General features: G+C 40.0%; 14 protein-coding genes. 11 read left to right on the forward strand and 3 right to left on the reverse strand.

What is annotated here, in order from left to right:
- Positions 1-147: 147 nt before the first annotated feature.
- Positions 148-1,632 (reverse strand): DUF1846 domain-containing protein, encoded by a 1,485-nt coding sequence (locus DWZ33_RS10525; protein WP_022938699.1) that lies wholly within the window; start codon positions 1,630-1,632, stop codon positions 148-150.
- 263 nt (positions 1,633-1,895) lie between these two features.
- On the opposite strand from DWZ33_RS10525, the gene DWZ33_RS10530 reads away from it, so the two are divergent.
- From DWZ33_RS10530 to DWZ33_RS10565, 8 genes are all read left to right on the forward strand, one after another.
- Positions 1,896-4,160, forward strand: coding sequence for a sensor domain-containing diguanylate cyclase (locus tag DWZ33_RS10530; protein WP_118454784.1), 2,265 nt, complete (start codon positions 1,896-1,898; stop codon positions 4,158-4,160).
- 210 nt (positions 4,161-4,370) lie between these two features.
- A complete protein-coding gene (locus DWZ33_RS10535) occupies positions 4,371-5,639 on the forward strand; it encodes a UDP-N-acetylglucosamine 1-carboxyvinyltransferase (protein ID WP_022938697.1) in 1,269 nt (422 codons plus the stop codon).
- 68 nt (positions 5,640-5,707) lie between these two features.
- On the forward strand, positions 5,708-7,144 hold the full coding sequence (locus DWZ33_RS10540) for an aspartate ammonia-lyase (RefSeq protein WP_022938696.1): 1,437 nt from the start codon (positions 5,708-5,710) through the stop codon (positions 7,142-7,144).
- Positions 7,145-7,990: a fumarate hydratase gene (locus DWZ33_RS10545; RefSeq protein WP_118454785.1), complete on the forward strand. Its 846-nt coding sequence runs from the start codon at positions 7,145-7,147 to the stop codon at positions 7,988-7,990.
- Between the two features lies 1 nt (position 7,991).
- On the forward strand, positions 7,992-8,513 hold the full coding sequence (locus DWZ33_RS10550; protein ID WP_244925873.1) for a Fe-S-containing hydro-lyase: 522 nt from the start codon (positions 7,992-7,994) through the stop codon (positions 8,511-8,513).
- Positions 8,503-9,237: a copper homeostasis protein CutC gene (locus DWZ33_RS10555; protein WP_118454787.1), complete on the forward strand. Its 735-nt coding sequence runs from the start codon at positions 8,503-8,505 to the stop codon at positions 9,235-9,237. The genes DWZ33_RS10550 and DWZ33_RS10555 overlap by 11 nt, the downstream gene beginning before the upstream one ends.
- A gap of 76 nt (positions 9,238-9,313) precedes the next feature.
- On the forward strand, positions 9,314-11,206 hold the full coding sequence (locus tag DWZ33_RS10560) for a CAP domain-containing protein (RefSeq protein ID WP_182425654.1): 1,893 nt from the start codon (positions 9,314-9,316) through the stop codon (positions 11,204-11,206).
- A gap of 241 nt (positions 11,207-11,447) precedes the next feature.
- Positions 11,448-11,864: a hypothetical protein gene (locus DWZ33_RS10565; protein WP_022938691.1), complete on the forward strand. Its 417-nt coding sequence runs from the start codon at positions 11,448-11,450 to the stop codon at positions 11,862-11,864.
- A 150-nt stretch (positions 11,865-12,014) separates the two neighbouring features.
- On the opposite strand, the gene DWZ33_RS10570 is transcribed toward DWZ33_RS10565, so the two are convergent.
- Positions 12,015-12,689: a PBECR4 domain-containing protein gene (locus DWZ33_RS10570; RefSeq protein ID WP_118454789.1), complete on the reverse strand. Its 675-nt coding sequence runs from the start codon at positions 12,687-12,689 to the stop codon at positions 12,015-12,017.
- A gap of 494 nt (positions 12,690-13,183) precedes the next feature.
- Between DWZ33_RS10570 and DWZ33_RS10575 the strand changes: the two genes are divergently transcribed.
- The 3 genes from DWZ33_RS10575 (at position 13,184) to DWZ33_RS10585 (ending at position 15,307) form a co-directional block, all read left to right on the forward strand.
- Entirely contained in the window at positions 13,184-14,164 is a 981-nt protein-coding gene (locus DWZ33_RS10575; RefSeq protein WP_118454790.1) for a hypothetical protein, read from the forward strand.
- A gap of 82 nt (positions 14,165-14,246) precedes the next feature.
- On the forward strand, positions 14,247-14,825 hold the full coding sequence (locus DWZ33_RS10580; protein WP_118454791.1) for a hypothetical protein: 579 nt from the start codon (positions 14,247-14,249) through the stop codon (positions 14,823-14,825).
- A 50-nt stretch (positions 14,826-14,875) separates the two neighbouring features.
- A complete protein-coding gene (locus DWZ33_RS10585; protein ID WP_022938687.1) occupies positions 14,876-15,307 on the forward strand; it encodes a hypothetical protein in 432 nt (143 codons plus the stop codon).
- 289 nt (positions 15,308-15,596) lie between these two features.
- Here the strand turns inward: DWZ33_RS10585 and DWZ33_RS10590 are convergent, their stop codons facing one another.
- The gene (locus DWZ33_RS10590) at positions 15,597-17,159 is read right to left on the reverse strand and encodes a diguanylate cyclase domain-containing protein (RefSeq protein WP_022938686.1); all 1,563 of its coding nucleotides are present in this window, start codon (positions 17,157-17,159) and stop codon (positions 15,597-15,599) included.
- Positions 17,160-17,182 lie beyond the last annotated feature (23 nt).

A 17,182-nucleotide genomic window follows, 5' to 3' on the forward strand; every position in this document is an offset into this window, starting at 1 on the left:
CCTTACAAAATGCTTAATGAAAAAATCATTGGCGTAGTTTTGTTTAATGTGATTAAATAATTTGGTTTACATAAACACAAAAAAAGCACGCCCTTTTTGATTGGGTGTGCTATATGCAGCTTATCTGTAAAGTTTCTTTTAAATCTTTTATTTATGATAAAGCTTTTTTGTATGATACTTTGGCTCACACGTTAAATTAATACCCAGTTTTCTGAAAACATTCATATCTACATCAGATAAGATTACACTGGAGTGAGCTTCACAGCCTTTTAGTTTTTCAAGCTGAGTCATTGCCAAATGTGACAATGGATTGGTAGTAGCTGAAATTGCCAGGGCAATCAATATTTCATCTACATGCAGACGCGGGTTATTATTGCCTAGATTTTCTACTTTCAGCTTCTGAATTGGTTCAATGATGCTCGGTGAGATTAAAGGAATCTGATCATCAATATTCCCTAAATGTTTCAACGCGTTAAGAATAGCGGCACTGGCAGAGCCTAACAATGAAGTTGTCTTACCTGTTACGATTCGTCCGTCATTTAATTCAATTGCCATAGCCGGAGCATCAGTCAGCTCAGCCTTATCCAGTGCCGGTTTGACACAGCGCCGTGAAGAAGTTTCCACATTCGCCTGTCCCATAACAATTTCAATTTTATTAATTGTCGCTTCATCGGCGTAGCCCTTTTTCTGATCCACCAGCGCCTGATAATAACGGCGGATAATTTCATCCTGACTGGCTTTGATGCAGACATCATTATCGACAATGCACTTGCCAACCATATTAACCCCCATATCCGTAGGTGACTTATAAGGCGATACCCCGACAATTCTTTCAAAAATAGCATTTAATACTGGGAAAATCTCTACATCTCGGTTGTAGTTAACCGTTGTTTCACCATAAGCCTCCAAATGGAACGGGTCAATCATATTAATATCATTCAAATCAGCGGTAGCCGCTTCATATGCCAGATTTACCGGATGCTTTAAAGGCAGATTCCATATCGGAAATGTCTCAAATTTCGCATATCCGGCTTTCACATTATGCTTATGCTCATGATAAAGCTGTGAAAGACAAGTCGCCATCTTACCGCTGCCAGGCCCCGGCGCTGTCACAACGACTAAAGGCTTCGTTGTTTCTACATAATCATTCTTGCCATATCCTTCATCCGAAACAATGACTGAAACACTGTTTGGATAACCGGCAATCGGATAATGCAGCGCGACATTAATGCCTAATTGTTCTAAATGTTTCTTAAATGCATCAGCTGATGGCTGATTGGTATATTGTGTAATAATAACGCTGCCGACATAAAGACCTACGCCGCGGAATGCGTCAATCAGTCTTAATACCTCCACATCATATGTAATGCCAAGATCACTTCTGACTTTATTCTTTTCAATATCACCGGCACTGATTACGATCAGCACCTCTACCTGATCCTTCAGCGTCAGCAGCATTTTTAACTTGCTGTCCGGCTGAAAACCAGGCAATACACGGGAAGCATGATGATCATCAAAAAGCTTGCCGCCAAACTCTAAATACAGCTTATTATCAAACTGTGAAATACGTTCCTGAATATGTTTGGATTGTAATTTCAGATACAGATCATTATCAAAACCAATTTTTTTCATACTATCCCTCTTTTCTTGCCATAACCTTAACTATTTTACCATAATTGATCTTTTATAAAAAGATATTGAGAATAAATAATTACAAAATAAGAGTAAGTCTTTCATTGGTTTCAATTATTTATAAATTCTCTTTTATATATAAGGAATGGTATTGAAATTTACATTAATTCAGCAAAAATCCAAACAATGTGATATTATGATAGAAAGAGGTTCATTTTGATGAATCAAAATGATTTAATGTTCCAAAATTGGGGGGGAGCGTTATGGAGAATGATAAGTTGCTGCTGCATAGCCGTAAGATTATAGCGATTGGGATCTGTTTATTATCAATCCTCACTGTGATTTTCCTCTATGACTTTAATCGCCGTACTGATTATCAGGTTGAAGCTATCACACAAAGCTATCTTATGGAAAGCGCCAATCAGGGAAGTGACTCCATAATCCGTCAAGTCAATGACAGACTGGTTAATCTTCGCTTTACTGCGGACTATCTGATTCAGGAAACAGACGCTAATGCTCGCTATGAAGTGATGGAAAAGCTGATGGATAATGATCATTTCAATCAGTTTTTACTTATTGATAAGGAGAATCAGCAGCTGGCTGTCAGCGGCATAGAAAGCTCACTGGCAGATCTGCGTTTTTATGATTCATCGCTTTTTGGGCAGGAAGGCATCAGTGATGTTTATCAGCTGGGATCGATGAATCAAAAAGTCATCAGCTACTATGTTCCGGCTTTTAATAATGGTGAGCTGGCAGGTGAATTCATCGCGACCATGTCGATTGAAAAGATTGCTGATACAAGCTTGAATACAACTTTCCAAAGCAACGCGTATTATTATGTCATCGCGGCTGATGGTACAATGATTCAGCAGAGTGAGCATCAGGATTCACTGTATGACGGCCGTAATTATTATGACTACCTCAAATCGATGGATGATCCCGGCATAACGGTTGATGAATTACAGGCTATGATGATGAATAACGAGACGGGCAGCTTTTATCTGAGTATTGGCAGCCAGCATCGTTATGTGTATATCCGTCCTTTGCCTATTAATAATTGGTATTTGTTTACTCTGGTATCCAGTGATAATTTACTGGTTCAAAATGAGAAGCTTTCAAAGTCTGCTTATTATCTGACCATTAAGCTGGTTTTGACCTTTATCTGTTTCTTTGCCGCTTATTATTATTTGGCAAACCGTTCTTATCAAGGAACGATAGAAGCCAAACGATCAGTGGAACGCAGCAATCGAATGTTTGAGCTGGCGCTCCAGCACTCCTTTGCGACGATGTTTGAATATGATATACAAAAGGATGCCGCCTATTTCTTGAAGGAAAGAAATATCAAAGCGCTTTGTGATTATGACAGTTTGTGTCCTTTCAGCAAGCTGGTGTTTGAAAACCGTTGTCTGAATGAGACGGAAAAAGAGAAACTGTTGGACGCACTGAGCCAGATGGCGGATGGCGCTGAAAAAGCCGTCTTTGAAATTAGTTCAGGGATAAAGTTTGATGAGCCGCACTGGTTCCGTTTTACGCTGGCCAAGCTGCCCTCAGAAGCCGACGGTAAAAATATTCTGGGCATAGTGGAAGATATCAGCGATGATGTGCGCAAACGCCGTCAGCTGGAACAGGAAATCAGCATGAAAGAAGCGCTGTTCCATGAAGCTATCAGTGTTTGGACACTGAATCTTGACAGCAAGATTATCTGCAGCTACACGCGTGATGGCATGATTCAGGATGCGGTTGAAGCAAATTATGATGAGATTTGTTTGGCAATGCTGAAAATTGTTCATGAGGATGATGCTGAAATGGTTGCCGAGGCAATGAATTTTACTAATTTGAAGCGTGAATTTGCGGAAGGCAGGGAACAGCGCATTGAATATCGCATTAACCGGCGCCATGAGGTAAAAGATTTTATCTGGGTAGAGAGTGTATTTAGTTTTTACACATTAGATAATCAGACACCGATGCTATTATGTTATACGATGAATATTAACGAGGAAAAGCGAAGACGCATGGAGCTTAAATTTAAGTCTGAAAGAGATCCGCTGACCGGCCTGTATAACCGAACGGCTTTTGAACAGCTGGTAAATGATGATTTAAACAGCTTATCGCTGAATCAGACGGCGGCTTTCTTTATGATGGATCTCGATGAATTTAAACTGGTGAATGATACATTGGGACATAATGCAGGCGATGAGCTGCTGATGCAGGTTGCTTATCATCTGCGTGATATCCGCGATCATAACGGTTTGTGTGAAATATCGATCGCCCGCTTTGGCGGTGATGAATTTGTTGCTTATTTAAAGGGTGACAAACGGCAGGATGTTATGGATATCGCAGAGCGGATCTTGGCAGATATTCAAAATATTAAGCTGCCTGAACGTGTCGAACTGAGGATATCAGTCAGTATCGGTATTGCATTTATTGATCAGCAGCATCATAATTTTGCTGATTTATATGAGAGTGCTGATCAGGCGCTTTATGAAAGCAAGCGCAGCGGGAAGAATCGCATCAGCATTCATAATTAAAGGCGGATCGTTTAATTGGAAAATATTACAGCTGATTCCAAAAGACGGTACTTGTTTGATCGTGTATAATATTGAACGGATCGCTTAAGGATAAGTTAAATTTTTTAGATGTTGAAGCAATCGCTTTTATGATACAATAGGAGTGAAAAAAACAGTGTGTGTCACGATGACAGGCTGATGAATAAGATAGAAGCAGATGGAGGGTTTTTTATGAGTGAAGAAGTAATTAAAATCGAAGGTGGGCATCGATTAAGAGGCAGCGTTAAAATCAGCGGCTCTAAGAATGCTACGGTAGCATTGATCCCGGCAGCGATTCTGGCAAATGGGCCGGTAACGATCTGCGGTGTTCCGAATATTTCGGATGTTGAGTCACTCTCCGTTTTACTTCGTGATTTGGGTGTTGATGTTTGTATTAAGGAAAGTAAGGATCATATCGTTATTGATCCTACGCATATGGAAAATAAGCCAATGCTTCAGGATGCGGTGCAGAAGCTTAGGGCATCTTATTATTTCATGGGCGCTTTGCTGGGTAAGTATGGCAAGGTTGTAATGAAAATGCCGGGCGGCTGTTATCTGGGGCCGCGGCCAATTGATTTACATCTTAAAGGTTTTGAAGCGCTGGGCGCTGCGGTGAAGTATGAGCATGGCGCTTATGAGATTACGGCTGATAAGCTGATCGGCAATAAGATATTCCTCGATATTTCCTCAGTGGGTGCTACAATCAATATCATGATGGCTGCCGTTTATGCGCAGGGCCGTACGATTATTGAGAATGCCGCCAAGGAACCGGAAATTATTGATGTCGCAACCCTGCTTAATAAAATGGGCGCAAAGATTCGCGGTGTTGGTACGAATGTGATTACGATTGATGGTGTGGATCATCTTGATGGATGTTTCCATGAGATTATTCCAGACCGTATTGAGGCTGCCACATATATTGTACTGGCGGCGGCTGCGGCTGATGAGATGACGGTTGAAAATATTATTCCGGCTCATCTTGAAAGTCTGCTTTCTAAGCTGCAGGAAATTGGTATCGATATTAAGGTTGATGTGGATAAGGTAACGATTCGCCGCGGTGATCAGCCTTTAAAGTGTACGGATATTAAAACTTTGCCGTATCCGGGCTTCGCGACTGATATCCAACAGCCGCTGACTGCCTTGCTGACGCAGGCGCACGGCCAGTCGGTAATTACTGAAACGATTTATACGGAACGCTTTAAGCATTGTCAGGAATTGAATAAAATGGGTGCGGATATTGATGTGCGGATTCCTTCCTCTTTTATCAATGGGCCAAGCCGTTTATCCGGCAGTGTGGTAGAGGCAACCGATCTGCGCTGCGGTGCTTGTTTAGTGATTGCCGGTTTGATTGCTGATGGTGTTACTGAAATACATGCTGTATATCATATTGACCGTGGTTATGAAAACCTTGACGGTAAATTAGAAGCACTGGGTGCTAAAATCTGGCGAGAAACGATTTAAGATATATGCATTGTTTCATTAAGTGAATCAATGCATTTTCTTTAATATTTCCATTAGGAGGTTTAAACATGGAAGAAAAAGATTATCGGTTGGAGAGAGATTCATTAGGTGAAAAGCTGGTACCTAAGGATGCGTTATATGGCATTCAGACTCAGCGTTCAAAGGAAAATTTCCCAATTACCGGTCTGCGTACACATCCGATGATGGTCCGTTCATTAGGAATGGTTAAAAAAGCCTGCGCATTGGCTAATTATCGCACCAATCATCTTGATAAAGAACGGCTTGATTATATTTTACAGGCATGCGATGATGTGATTGCCGGCAAGCTGAATGAATATTTTGTTACTGATGTGATCCAGGGCGGTGCCGGTACTTCAGTAAATATGAATACCAATGAGGTTATCGCTAATCGGGCGGCTCAGCTGGCTGGCCGTGAATTAGGCAAATATGATTACATACACCCTAATGATCACATTAATTTTGGACAGTCAACCAATGATGTGTTTCCGACCGCAGGTAAGATTACCTGTCTGTTTTTAGTTGATGAGCTGCTGAATGAGCTGCAGCTGCTTCAGGAAGCATTGCTTGATAAGAGTCTGGAATTTAATGATGTCATCAAATTAGGCAGAACTCATCTTCAGGATGCTGTACCGATTACGTTAGGTCAGGAGTTTCATGCCTATGCGACTTCTTTGGTAAGAGATATCCGGCGGATTAAAATTGCCTTTCAAAACTTAAAATCAGTGAATATGGGTGCTACCGCGGTGGGTACTGGTTTGAATGCTGATGAGAATTACCGCCGTACTTTAATTCCAATTTTAAGTGAGATTACAGATATTGATCTGACCAGTGCCAGAGATTTGATTGACGGTACACGCAATGTCGATCCATTTGTCTGGGCGCATAGTTCTTTAAAGACATTGGGTGTCAATTTATCTAAAATGTGCAATGATCTGCGTTTAATGGCATCAGGCCCTAAAACTGGTTTTTATGAGATTATATTGCCTGCCCGTCAGCCGGGCAGCTCAATCATGCCGGGTAAAATTAATCCGGTTATTCCTGAAGTGGTAAATCAGGTTTGCTTCCAAGTATTCGGCAATGATGTAACGATTTTAAAAGCGGCGGAAGCCGGTCAGATGGAATTGAATGTGTTTGAACCGGTGCTGTTCTTCAATTTGTTTCAGTCAATTGAGGCATTAAGTCACGCGTGTGCGACACTGCGCTGCAACTGCATCATGGGTATTGTTGCGAATAAAGAACGGTGTGCCGATCTTGTGGATATATCTTTGGGTACCGCGACAGCGCTGGCACCGCATATCGGATATGCCAATGCTTCGAAGTATGCGAAACAGGCACTGGCTGAGAATAAAAAGCTGAAGGAACTGATTCTTGAAGCGGGTCTGATCTCTAAGGAAAAGCTTGATGAGGTGCTGAATGCGCGTGAAATGACACGGCCGGGTATCCCGGGAATGCGCCGTCATAAGCGTAAAAAGGAGGATAAGTAGATGCGTGAATTTGATGTAAGACAGCTCACAGAGGCTGTATCTGCCATGGTTCAGGATGTGAACTACCGCTATCCTGCAGATGTGAAGCACTGTCTTGATTCAGCCTGTGAAAAAGAAACCAGCCGCATCGGTAAAGCAACGCTGGAATATTTAAAGCTGAACGCGGCTATTGCGGATGAAAAGCATATCCCAATCTGTCAGGATACCGGGATGGTTGTCGTATACCTGTATGTCGGTCAAGATGTGCATTTTACTCATGGTTCGGTCAATGAGGCGATTCAGGAAGGTGTGCGTCAGGGCTATGATAAGGGCTATTTAAGAAAATCAATGGTTTCAGAGCCGTTGTTTGAACGTGTTAATACGAAGGATAATACACCTTGTATGATTTATACTTCCATCATTGACGGTGAACAGGTGATTCTTGAAATTACATGTAAGGGTGCCGGCAGTGAGAATATGAGTGTCATTGAGATGCTGAAACCCGCGCAGGGTATTGAAGGTGTAAAACAAACGGTACTCAATGCTGTAAAAAAAGCCGGCCCTAATGCATGTCCGCCGATGGTGATCGGTGTCGGTTTGGGCGGCAGCTTTGATTACGTGGCTTATCTGGCCAAAAAGGCTACGGTAAGAAGCTGTGACAGCGCGCATCCAGACCCACGCTACGCAGCGCTTGAAGACCAGCTGCTGAGTGAAATCAATCAGTTAAATATCGGTCCGCAGGGATTAAAGGGCGATACTACGGCGCTTAAGGTAAACATTGAAACCCATGCGACACATATTGCCTGCCTGCCATGCGCGGTCAATATATCCTGTCATATCACCAGACATGCGAGAAGGGAGTTTTAAGATGAAGCTGACAACACCCATTACTAAAGAAAAGCTGGCTGACTTAAAAGCCGGTGATGCAATCGAAATAACCGGTACTATTTATACTGCCCGTGATGCCGCGCATAAGCGAATGAATGAGATGCTTGAACGCGCTGAGGCACTGCCTTTTGATATTAAGGATGCGGTGATTTATTATGTTGGTCCGACACCGGCAGCACCTAATCATGTGTTTGGCAGCGCTGGACCTACAACCTCGATGCGGATGGATGCCTATGCACCCCGGCTCTATGATCTGGGTTTAAGCGTAAGCATTGGCAAAGGCTACCGCACCCAAGCGGTTGTGGACGCGATCAAACGCAATCACGCTGCCTATATGGTTGCCATCGGCGGTGCCGGAGCACTTTTGTCACAATGTATAAAAAAGGCTGAACTTGTCGCTTTTGAAGAGCTTGGCCCGGAAGCGGTTTATCGTCTGGAGGTTGTTGATTTTCCGGTAACCTTAGCCATTGACGGTGAGGGTCATAACTTATATGAAGAATAATATTTTAGAAATCTGCTGCGGCAGTCTTGAGGATGTAATCGCGGCTGATGCCGGCGGCGCGGATCGGGTTGAATTAAACTCAGCCTTATACTTAGGCGGTCTGACACCAACATGTGCCACGCTGATTCTTGCGAAGCAGCAAACGGCGCTGCCAATTATCTGCATGGTGCGTCCGCGCGGTGCGGGGTTCTGTTACAATGAAAGTGAATTGGCGGTTATTTTTCTTGAAGCAAGAGAATTGCTGCGGCATGGTGCCGATGGCATCGCTTTTGGCTTCTTGAATGAAGATAAGACGATCAATGTTGAACAAACGTGTAAGATGGTAAAGCTGATTCATGAATTTAATGGTGAAGCGGTATTTCATCGAGCCTTTGATTGCACAAGCGATATGATGAAAGCCTGTGAACAGCTGATTGAATGCGGCTGCGACCGTATATTAACAAGCGGTCAAGCTAAAACTGCCGTTGAGGGTATTAAAGCTTTAAAATATCTTCAGGATACCTATGGCAGCTCTATTGAATTCTTAGCCGGCAGCGGTGTGAATGCTGAGAACGCGTTGGAAATCATTCGCAATACGGGAATAAAACAGCTGCATACTTCTGCTAAATGCTGGAAAATTGATCCGACTACCAACTATGGTTCACCCGTCAATTATGCGTATATCAACGGCGATTCTTATGATGCTGTTGATGCTGAAAAAGTAAAACGGTTTCATAATCATTAATATGTGACAAAATCTTTAGATTTCTTGTAAGAAAAGCATGATATAATAGTTTAAAGGAAACAGGAGGAAAATGAGAATGAATGGAAAGAAGTGGATCAGTGCAAGTATAGCGGCCGCGATGGCCTTCTCCATATCTGCGGTTCCTGCTCATGCCCAATGGGATGGCAATAATCATTGGATCGACAACGGTGCATTTGCAACTGGCTGGCGATATATTGAGGATGCCTGGTATTATTTCAGCAATACTGGTGAAATGGTTAAGGGCTGGACACAGGATTCAAGTCAGGCATGGTATCTGTTAGATTATGAGACAGGTAAAATGAAAACTGGCTGGATCGCTGCCAATTCAACTGATTGGTATTATCTGAATCCGGCTAATGGTATTATGCAGGCTAAGACTTGGGTTGAAAGTGACGGTACAAAATACTATTTTGATGAACATGGCATCATGGTTCGCGGCAATCATGTTATTGACGGTTATAATTATGTTTTCCAGCAGAACGGTGCTTTTGTCAGCAAAGGCGATAAGAGCGATGAGGTTGATGAAACCAAGAAGAACGGCTGGGTTAAAGAAGGTACACAATTCTATTATTATAAGAATGATGTGAAACAATCAGGCTGGCTGACACTGGGTGAAAAGAAATACTATCTGGGCGGCAGCGATAACCGTATGCTGATTGGCACTCAGAAGATTGACGGTAAGACTTATACGTTTGCACAAAACGGTGTGCTGTTAAGCGAGGGCGGCAGTGATACTGATTATGCCGATGCTTATAGTGCGACGGAATACCGCACGGATAAGAGTAAGCTTGTTGATTATCTGAATGATGAACGTGATTATGAGAAGCTGGATGAATTATCATGGGTACGTTCTGACGGCCTTGATAAGGCAGCTTATATTCGTGCGAATGAATTAGTTGATGATTTCAGCTATGATCGTCCAAACGGCAAGTCATTGGATGATTTAATGGATGATTTAAAACTGGATTATGATATGGTTGAGGAACATTTCGTAAAGGCGGCGTCACCAAAAGACGCACTGAGAGAATTGTTTAATGACCGCTGGGCTGAACGGGATATCCTGAATGAAGATTTCAATGAAATCGCTGTGGGTATCGCTAAGGACAGCAATGATGAATATGTTTATGTGATCCTGCTGACAGACGGCGGTTCAGGTACTGGTGTATCCGGTTATGATTATCGTGAATACCGTACTGATAAACGTGAGATTCTAGGTTATCTGAATGATTACCGCAAGAGTGACAAGGTTGATTCACTGACATTGGCTTACAATGATGAATTGGATAAAGCCGCTTATAAACGGGCGGTGGAAATCGCCAGCAAATTCAGTGATACGCGTCCAAACGGCAAAGATTATGAAACAGTACTTGATGATTTCAAGGTTGATTATAATTCATCTTATGAATTGATTTATAAAGACGAAGATGATTATGAAACTATCGTTGATGAATGGATGGATGTCCGTGCTGACAAACGTGCAATTGTTGATGAGGATTACAAAAATGTCGGTATCGGTATTGTCGAAGACGGCAAGCATACATATGTAGTTGTATTGCTTGTGGAGCCAGATACTTCACTGACTTACAGTTCTACAGCATACCGCACGGATAAGCTGGAAATTATGAATGGTGTTAATGATTACCGCAGCGGTACCGCTTTAACGAAAGTCACTTCCGGCAATCTTGACAAATATGCCTTCCAGCGTGTAGTACAAGTAGCACAAGGTAAGGATAAGGATGATATTGAAGATTTCCTTGATGATTTAGATTATGATTATGGTACATATGCGTATGAAATCATTGTCAAGGATGAAGATGATATCGATTATGTTATTGATGAAATCACTGATGACAGCGCTGTGGACAATACACGCTATAAGAAGATAGCAGTAGGCGCTGTCGAATACAAGAAGAAAATGTATTGGGTAGTATTGCTTACTCAGAAATAAGCTGAAGGTTATTCGGTAATTTAAATGATAAATAGGTTCAAAACTGATGGTAATAGTCAAGTTTTGAACCTATTTTATATCATGAATAAAGAAAAAATCTTAATTTGCGGCATATAAAACAATAAATATGAATAGTAAACCATCTGTTGATTGCAAATGGTTTTTTTTATGTTGGCAAGATAAAAAACCAGTCCAACTGCAAATTGACGCATAGCTTAGTCTATGAAGGGGGGTGAACGATATGAAAGTGATTAATCGATGGAAGAGTGCGCTGTTGGTAGTCAGCCTGTTGATTGGCTTTGGTGTTTATCTGCTGCTTGCCAATGGTGAAATTTGTTTAGATGATCCGATGATTCTCTCAACCGGGCTTGCATTTACAGCCCTTGTCGTATTAACCTTTTTTGTGATTGGACTGCTGTGGTCACCAAAAAGCCGTTTGTTGAAGATAGCCTTTTGCTCAGCCGGAACATGGGCGGTTTTGGGTGCTTCAGGACTGCTGATCTCGGCCTTTTTTGTAACCTTGGTCGGTTATTGCTCAATGAGTTTTCAACAGTTATTTCTAGCATTAAGCTTCTTCTTTTTAACATTAATGTCTGGCGGTATATTCCTGTTTTTGCATATTTATAATGATTGCTTTGAAAATGAATGCCGTTGTTAATCATGTGAAGGCCGGGATAAAACCCGGCTTTCTTTTTTTTCTGGTTGAGAAACATAACAATGGTTTTATTTGATTTATGAAGTAACTTTTATGAGATACATTGGATAAAAGTTTACATAAAAAACTATCAATTGTCGAGTTTTGCATAACTTAACAATGTACGTTATCTTTAATATTTAATAATTCTTTAATTCCATAAGGAAGTTTTTCTATATCTATTTTTTGTAGATTGATACAAGAATATTTTTTTTCATTTATCTTTTTACTAGCTACTAGATAAACTTCAAATAGATTCTCACCACTATCGGTTATATCGAAATCTAATGAACTTAGTGGTATGGAATAACCATTTAAATTACGCAATGCTAAAGAGATATTGCCTTTTGAAAGCCCAATCATACCATCGCATCGTAAAATATTATGTACACCCAATATATTACAATAAATAGTTTCATTTTGTGTTAATAAATGAAGATTGTTAAGGATATTCATTTTTTGTATAGTTGAAGAATCCTTTTTTATTATTATGTGTTTATAACCTAACCGTTTGGCTTTACAAATATCATAAAATTTTATAGGAGACAAGACTTCCTTATGAATGCCGGCATTTTCATAAATAAAAACATCTTTAGGATTATTGCTTATTCCACACAAATGCTTGAAATGTTCTTTTTTAAATATTAATTCAATAAAATCGTAATCTTTTTTTAAGGTATCATAGTAAACATATAAAAAGCTTTTATTCAATAAATATGTTTCATAATTAACTAATCCAGATTGTATGATTCTAATTATATTTTTTTCGTCATAAAATTTTATTACCATTATTTCCCCCCCTTAAAAAAATAGAACGCTGTTTGGAGCGTTCTATTGTATCAAGTTTTTCCGTTGCTTGCCAACTAGTGTGAGCCAGTTATTCTCACTTCGTATCAAGTTTTTCCGTTGCTTGCCAACCAACTAATCTTAGTTCATTATTAGTATATATCAAATTGTTGTATTTGTCAAATGAATCCAACAAGTTGATAGAACGAATATGATTCGTTTATGATAATGTCTCAAGTATTCACAATTGATTATGGCTGTTATCATAATCTTATTCAGTAATAAATCCATAATAGATATATTGTGTTAATAAATAGTTCATTTCAATTTATTGATTAAATAGAGTAACATTTCAAGTATCATAAACATAACAATATCGTTAGAATTGTGGCTTTTTGCTGATAATGTTGGTAAAATGAATAAGAATTAAAGAAATCACATATTTTTAAGACAGATAACTGTTATACTTACCATAGAAAAAGAAGGGAAATGACACTATGAAAAAATTATGTGCTTGTCTGCTGGCAGCATGCTGTCTGGCACCTGTTGCTTATAACGCTCAATCGTTAATGCCAATTGTTGCAGCCTCAGATAAGAGTACTTACAAACAAGGCTATGATGATGGCTATGCCTATGAAAAGGAACATGCCAATACAAAGTTTACACAGAAAAGCGGTACTGATGAATATAAGCGCGGTTATCAGGCAGGCTGGTATAAGGCTTATGATGAAATGATGGATGAAGCTACAAAGTCGGCCATTGAAGCGGCAAATAACGATTTTGAGGCAAAGCGCAAGAACCGCACAAAATGTCCTTCTGATATTGATTTTAAATCAGAATGGCGTAAGGTTTATAAAGAAACTTATGCGGATCTTGAAGATAATGCCGTTGATAATCTTCAGGAATTAGCTGATGAGAATGCAAAGAAGGATTGCTGGAACCGTCTTGGCCGCAATACGACGCTGGATTCCCTGACAAAATCTTCTGAGAAAGCTGATTACCGTGAGTTTTATACAGATGCTTATAACAGCTACAACAAAGAACTGACACAGGCGAAGAAGGATGTTGTTACTGACGGCAAAGAAGACGCAAAAGCCGGCCGTTCAGCGAGTTATGTCGCTATCAATAGTTTCCGCGGTTATACGGTTTATGATGATCTTGTAAAGCTGTATAATGAAGCTTATGAAAAAGCCGGCGGTACAATTACAGCGGCTGACAGCAGTGATTTGCGCTGGAAGCTTGAAAGCGGTGTGTGGAAATGCTACAACACAGCGGGTCAGCTTGTCACAAGCAAATGGGTACCTTCATACAATAACTGGTATTATGCGGATAAAGATGGTATTATGAAAACCGGTTGGATGGCATCAGGCAGCAATTGGTATTATTTTGACGGCAGCGGTAAAATGGTTACCGGTGGTCGTTGGATCGATGGTGAAATGATGTATTTTGACAACAACGGTAAATGGCTTAAAAATTAATAAGTAAGACAAAGGTTTGTTTATCAGCAAACCTTTTGAATCGTTATGGATATTGATATTCATTAAGAAATGAGGGGATAGAATGGAATCTGATAAGAAGAAAAAATTGGAAGCCCAGCTGGCTTCCATCGATCATTATCTAGCTGACATGAATCAGAAAATGATGGGACTTACGCACCAGCAAATCGTTCGCTGCCGTATGAGAAATAATTTTATTGATGAAATTTTAGATATGAATCATGAAGCACTGGCTGATCCATACTTTGCGATGAGTCTTGAAGAATTTCTAAATAGCCTAAACGCCTATGAGTTTGCGATGCGGCTGATCAATGATGAGAATTTTCATGAGACTTATGTCAGAATGCTTTTAAATACGCAGTTTTACGAGCTGAAAAAGCAAAGTGACACGGAGTCTGAAACGTCGTTTGTAGAATTTCATAACACCTTTTTGGCACCGGTCTGCGGCTGTGAGCCAATTCATGAATTCAGCGAATATCGGGCAGGGGATGCATTTGATTTTGAACAGTCAGCCCGTTTGCTGATTGAACGTGATGAAGAGATCAGAAAGTATTATAATCAGCGTGAAAACAGTTCATTAGATTTTTTAATTATGATGAACAGCCGTTTATTGCGCATTATGCATGCCGTATATGACAGTTGACAGGAAAGCCGGCACATAGTATTATTTTAAAGGTAAAGTGAGGTTAACCTATGAATTGTGCATATCATCCTGATAGAGAAGCAACTACAACATGTTCCAAATGCGGAAAACCGCTCTGTAAAGAATGTGCGGATTTCACAAATCTGAATATCTGTATGGATTGTTTTCATAAATCCATCCGTCAAGCAGCCCATGAAGAAAAACTAATCGGCAAACCAACCCTGCTGCTGGGAGCCGTTGGTCTAGTCTTTGGTTATATGATGAATTTTGGCTATGCCACCTTCCTGCTTGTATTAGTATGTTTACTGATGCCCAGCGGTTATATCTATTTAGGCGAAATGAGGCGCAGCAGCTTCATGAAAATCAAAGGAATCGGTGAATTGCTGTATTATCTTGTGAAAGTAATTCTGTCACCGTTTGTCGGTATTTACGCATTGCCTAAATATCTGCTTGCATTGATTAAAAACAAAGATAAAAAATAAAACAAAAGTTCCTTGTTAAATGTAGTATCCGCAAAAAGCTGGACACTGCAATAAAAGGAACTTTTTAAATGGAGCTGCAATTGTATCACCATTACAGTAAATTTTTTTCTGTTAGATTGGCTGGCATAATAACAGTAATTCTTTCATTATTTTTTGATGAAAGGGTTTACAAACACAGGTCTCCGTTATACAATAAAATTAGCTTTAGAATTGATAAAGCGAATTCTAATTGTAGTTGGAAAAAGCTGAACCGGACGATTCCCCCACCGCCGGTATCAGCTTTTTCCTTTTATATACTCTGCGGACTCTTGCTCCAGCAGTTGCGTCCTTTGCGTTTTGCGTTATATAGCTCATCATCTGCGCAGCGAATCAAAAACTCCATGTCAGAACACTCTTTGCACATGATGAAGCCCGTTGAGATAGTGACTCTTGATGCCACTGTACTCTTGATATGAGCCAGCTGTTTAGCCGCCAGATCGTCATAAACCCGCTTCAGATAATGCTCAATATCATCACCGCTGCAATATTCAAAGATACAGGCAAACTCATCACCGCCATACCGGCAGATATGAAAGGTATCCATTTTATATTTATTCAATGAATCACCTACTTCATAGAGGATCTTATCACCCTCAATATGTCCGTAATAGTCATTGTATTCTTTGAAACAGTCAATATCAATCATCGCTAAACCTAAAGGATGACAGACATCTTCACTGCATAGCTTAACCAGATAATGATCAAAAAAACGGCGGTTTAAAAGATTGGTTGGTTCATCAATATTCATCATTAATTCAAGACGTTTATTCTGATGCTGGATTGCCATGCGTTCATCATTGCTTTGATGCAGGGTAATCTTAGCTTTTAAGCCATTTGAGCTATTCTTTTTAATGATTTTTGAACTGATGCGATTTGCCTCATAGTATTCTTTATAGGCTTGCTTTAATTCGTCTTCTAAATCAAACTGTTCACAGAAACGCACCTTCATATCAACAATTTTTAAAGCGTTGATCGCTTCCTTGGCAGAATCACTGTCTTGGATCATTGTCAGCACTTTTGAAGCCCTTGTTTTTTCTTTCATACTGATCAAGATATCACCAATATAAACAAGCATCTGATAAACCGTCAGCCGATCTTCCATCTTTTCCTGCAGCACCATCAATTGATCTAAAGCGACAAGCGCTTCATCGTATTTGTGGACACTGTTCTTATATAAAAACTTATTGAAATAAAAAAGGAAAAGCATCGTTTCAGTATAAGCTTCTTCTGGTATCTCTTTAAACATTGCGTAATAAAGTGCCAGCTCATCGTGTTTTCCTTGTTGGAAACTGATGTTGCATAAATTTGTCAGAGTGATTGCTTCAGAAGAATAGCGGGAGGGCAGATCAGGAATCTTTAATGTTTCATAGCTTTGTTTATAATAAGCAAAGGCTTCTTCAAGATCATCAGCAGATTCAAATATATTAGCTATATTATTATAAATAGCAGAAATAAACAGTGTTTCATTATTCTTTTTAGCGAGTGCAAGCGCCTTGAAATAATGATCCACGGAAGTCTGATAATCACTGTAATTCAGATAGATCATGCCATAATAAAGATAGATGCGGATTAAAAGATCTTCAAAGTTATTCTTTTCTGAAAGGGTTTTAGCCATATACAGCATATAGGTACAGTTATCCATGTCATCTTTAGCCATATAATAATCAGCAAGGAATGTATATGCGAATGCGTATGTATGATAATCAGCATTATTATTGTTCAAAAGACTGAGACAAAGACGTTTTGATTCTTCAAGATCGTTTTGTCTGGCGATAAGAATCTGGTCCTTGATTTGATTAATTGAAGTTTCCATATGCACCTCCAGGGTAACCATTT

Source organism: Dielma fastidiosa (genome assembly GCF_003475485.1).
In the GTDB taxonomy this organism is placed as follows: Bacteria; Bacillota_I; Bacilli_A; order Erysipelotrichales; family Erysipelotrichaceae; genus Dielma; species Dielma fastidiosa.

Bases quoted from the DNA above. Each gene is read 5' to 3' on its own strand.
- DWZ33_RS10525 (WP_022938699.1), bottom strand. From the start codon at position 1,632: ATGAAAAAAATTGGTTTTGATAATGATCTGTATCTGAAATTACAATCC.
- DWZ33_RS10530 (WP_118454784.1), top strand. From the start codon at position 1,896: ATGGAGAATGATAAGTTGCTGCTGCATAGCCGTAAGATTATAGCGATT.
- DWZ33_RS10535 (WP_022938697.1), top strand. From the start codon at position 4,371: ATGAGTGAAGAAGTAATTAAAATCGAAGGTGGGCATCGATTAAGAGGC.
- DWZ33_RS10540 (WP_022938696.1), top strand. From the start codon at position 5,708: ATGGAAGAAAAAGATTATCGGTTGGAGAGAGATTCATTAGGTGAAAAG.
- DWZ33_RS10545 (WP_118454785.1), top strand. From the start codon at position 7,145: ATGCGTGAATTTGATGTAAGACAGCTCACAGAGGCTGTATCTGCCATG.
- DWZ33_RS10550 (WP_244925873.1), top strand. From the start codon at position 7,992: ATGAAGCTGACAACACCCATTACTAAAGAAAAGCTGGCTGACTTAAAA.
- DWZ33_RS10555 (WP_118454787.1), top strand. From the start codon at position 8,503: ATGAAGAATAATATTTTAGAAATCTGCTGCGGCAGTCTTGAGGATGTA.
- DWZ33_RS10560 (WP_182425654.1), top strand. From the start codon at position 9,314: ATGAATGGAAAGAAGTGGATCAGTGCAAGTATAGCGGCCGCGATGGCC.
- DWZ33_RS10565 (WP_022938691.1), top strand. From the start codon at position 11,448: ATGAAAGTGATTAATCGATGGAAGAGTGCGCTGTTGGTAGTCAGCCTG.
- DWZ33_RS10570 (WP_118454789.1), bottom strand. From the start codon at position 12,689: ATGGTAATAAAATTTTATGACGAAAAAAATATAATTAGAATCATACAA.
- DWZ33_RS10575 (WP_118454790.1), top strand. From the start codon at position 13,184: ATGAAAAAATTATGTGCTTGTCTGCTGGCAGCATGCTGTCTGGCACCT.
- DWZ33_RS10580 (WP_118454791.1), top strand. From the start codon at position 14,247: ATGGAATCTGATAAGAAGAAAAAATTGGAAGCCCAGCTGGCTTCCATC.
- DWZ33_RS10585 (WP_022938687.1), top strand. From the start codon at position 14,876: ATGAATTGTGCATATCATCCTGATAGAGAAGCAACTACAACATGTTCC.
- DWZ33_RS10590 (WP_022938686.1), bottom strand. From the start codon at position 17,159: ATGGAAACTTCAATTAATCAAATCAAGGACCAGATTCTTATCGCCAGA.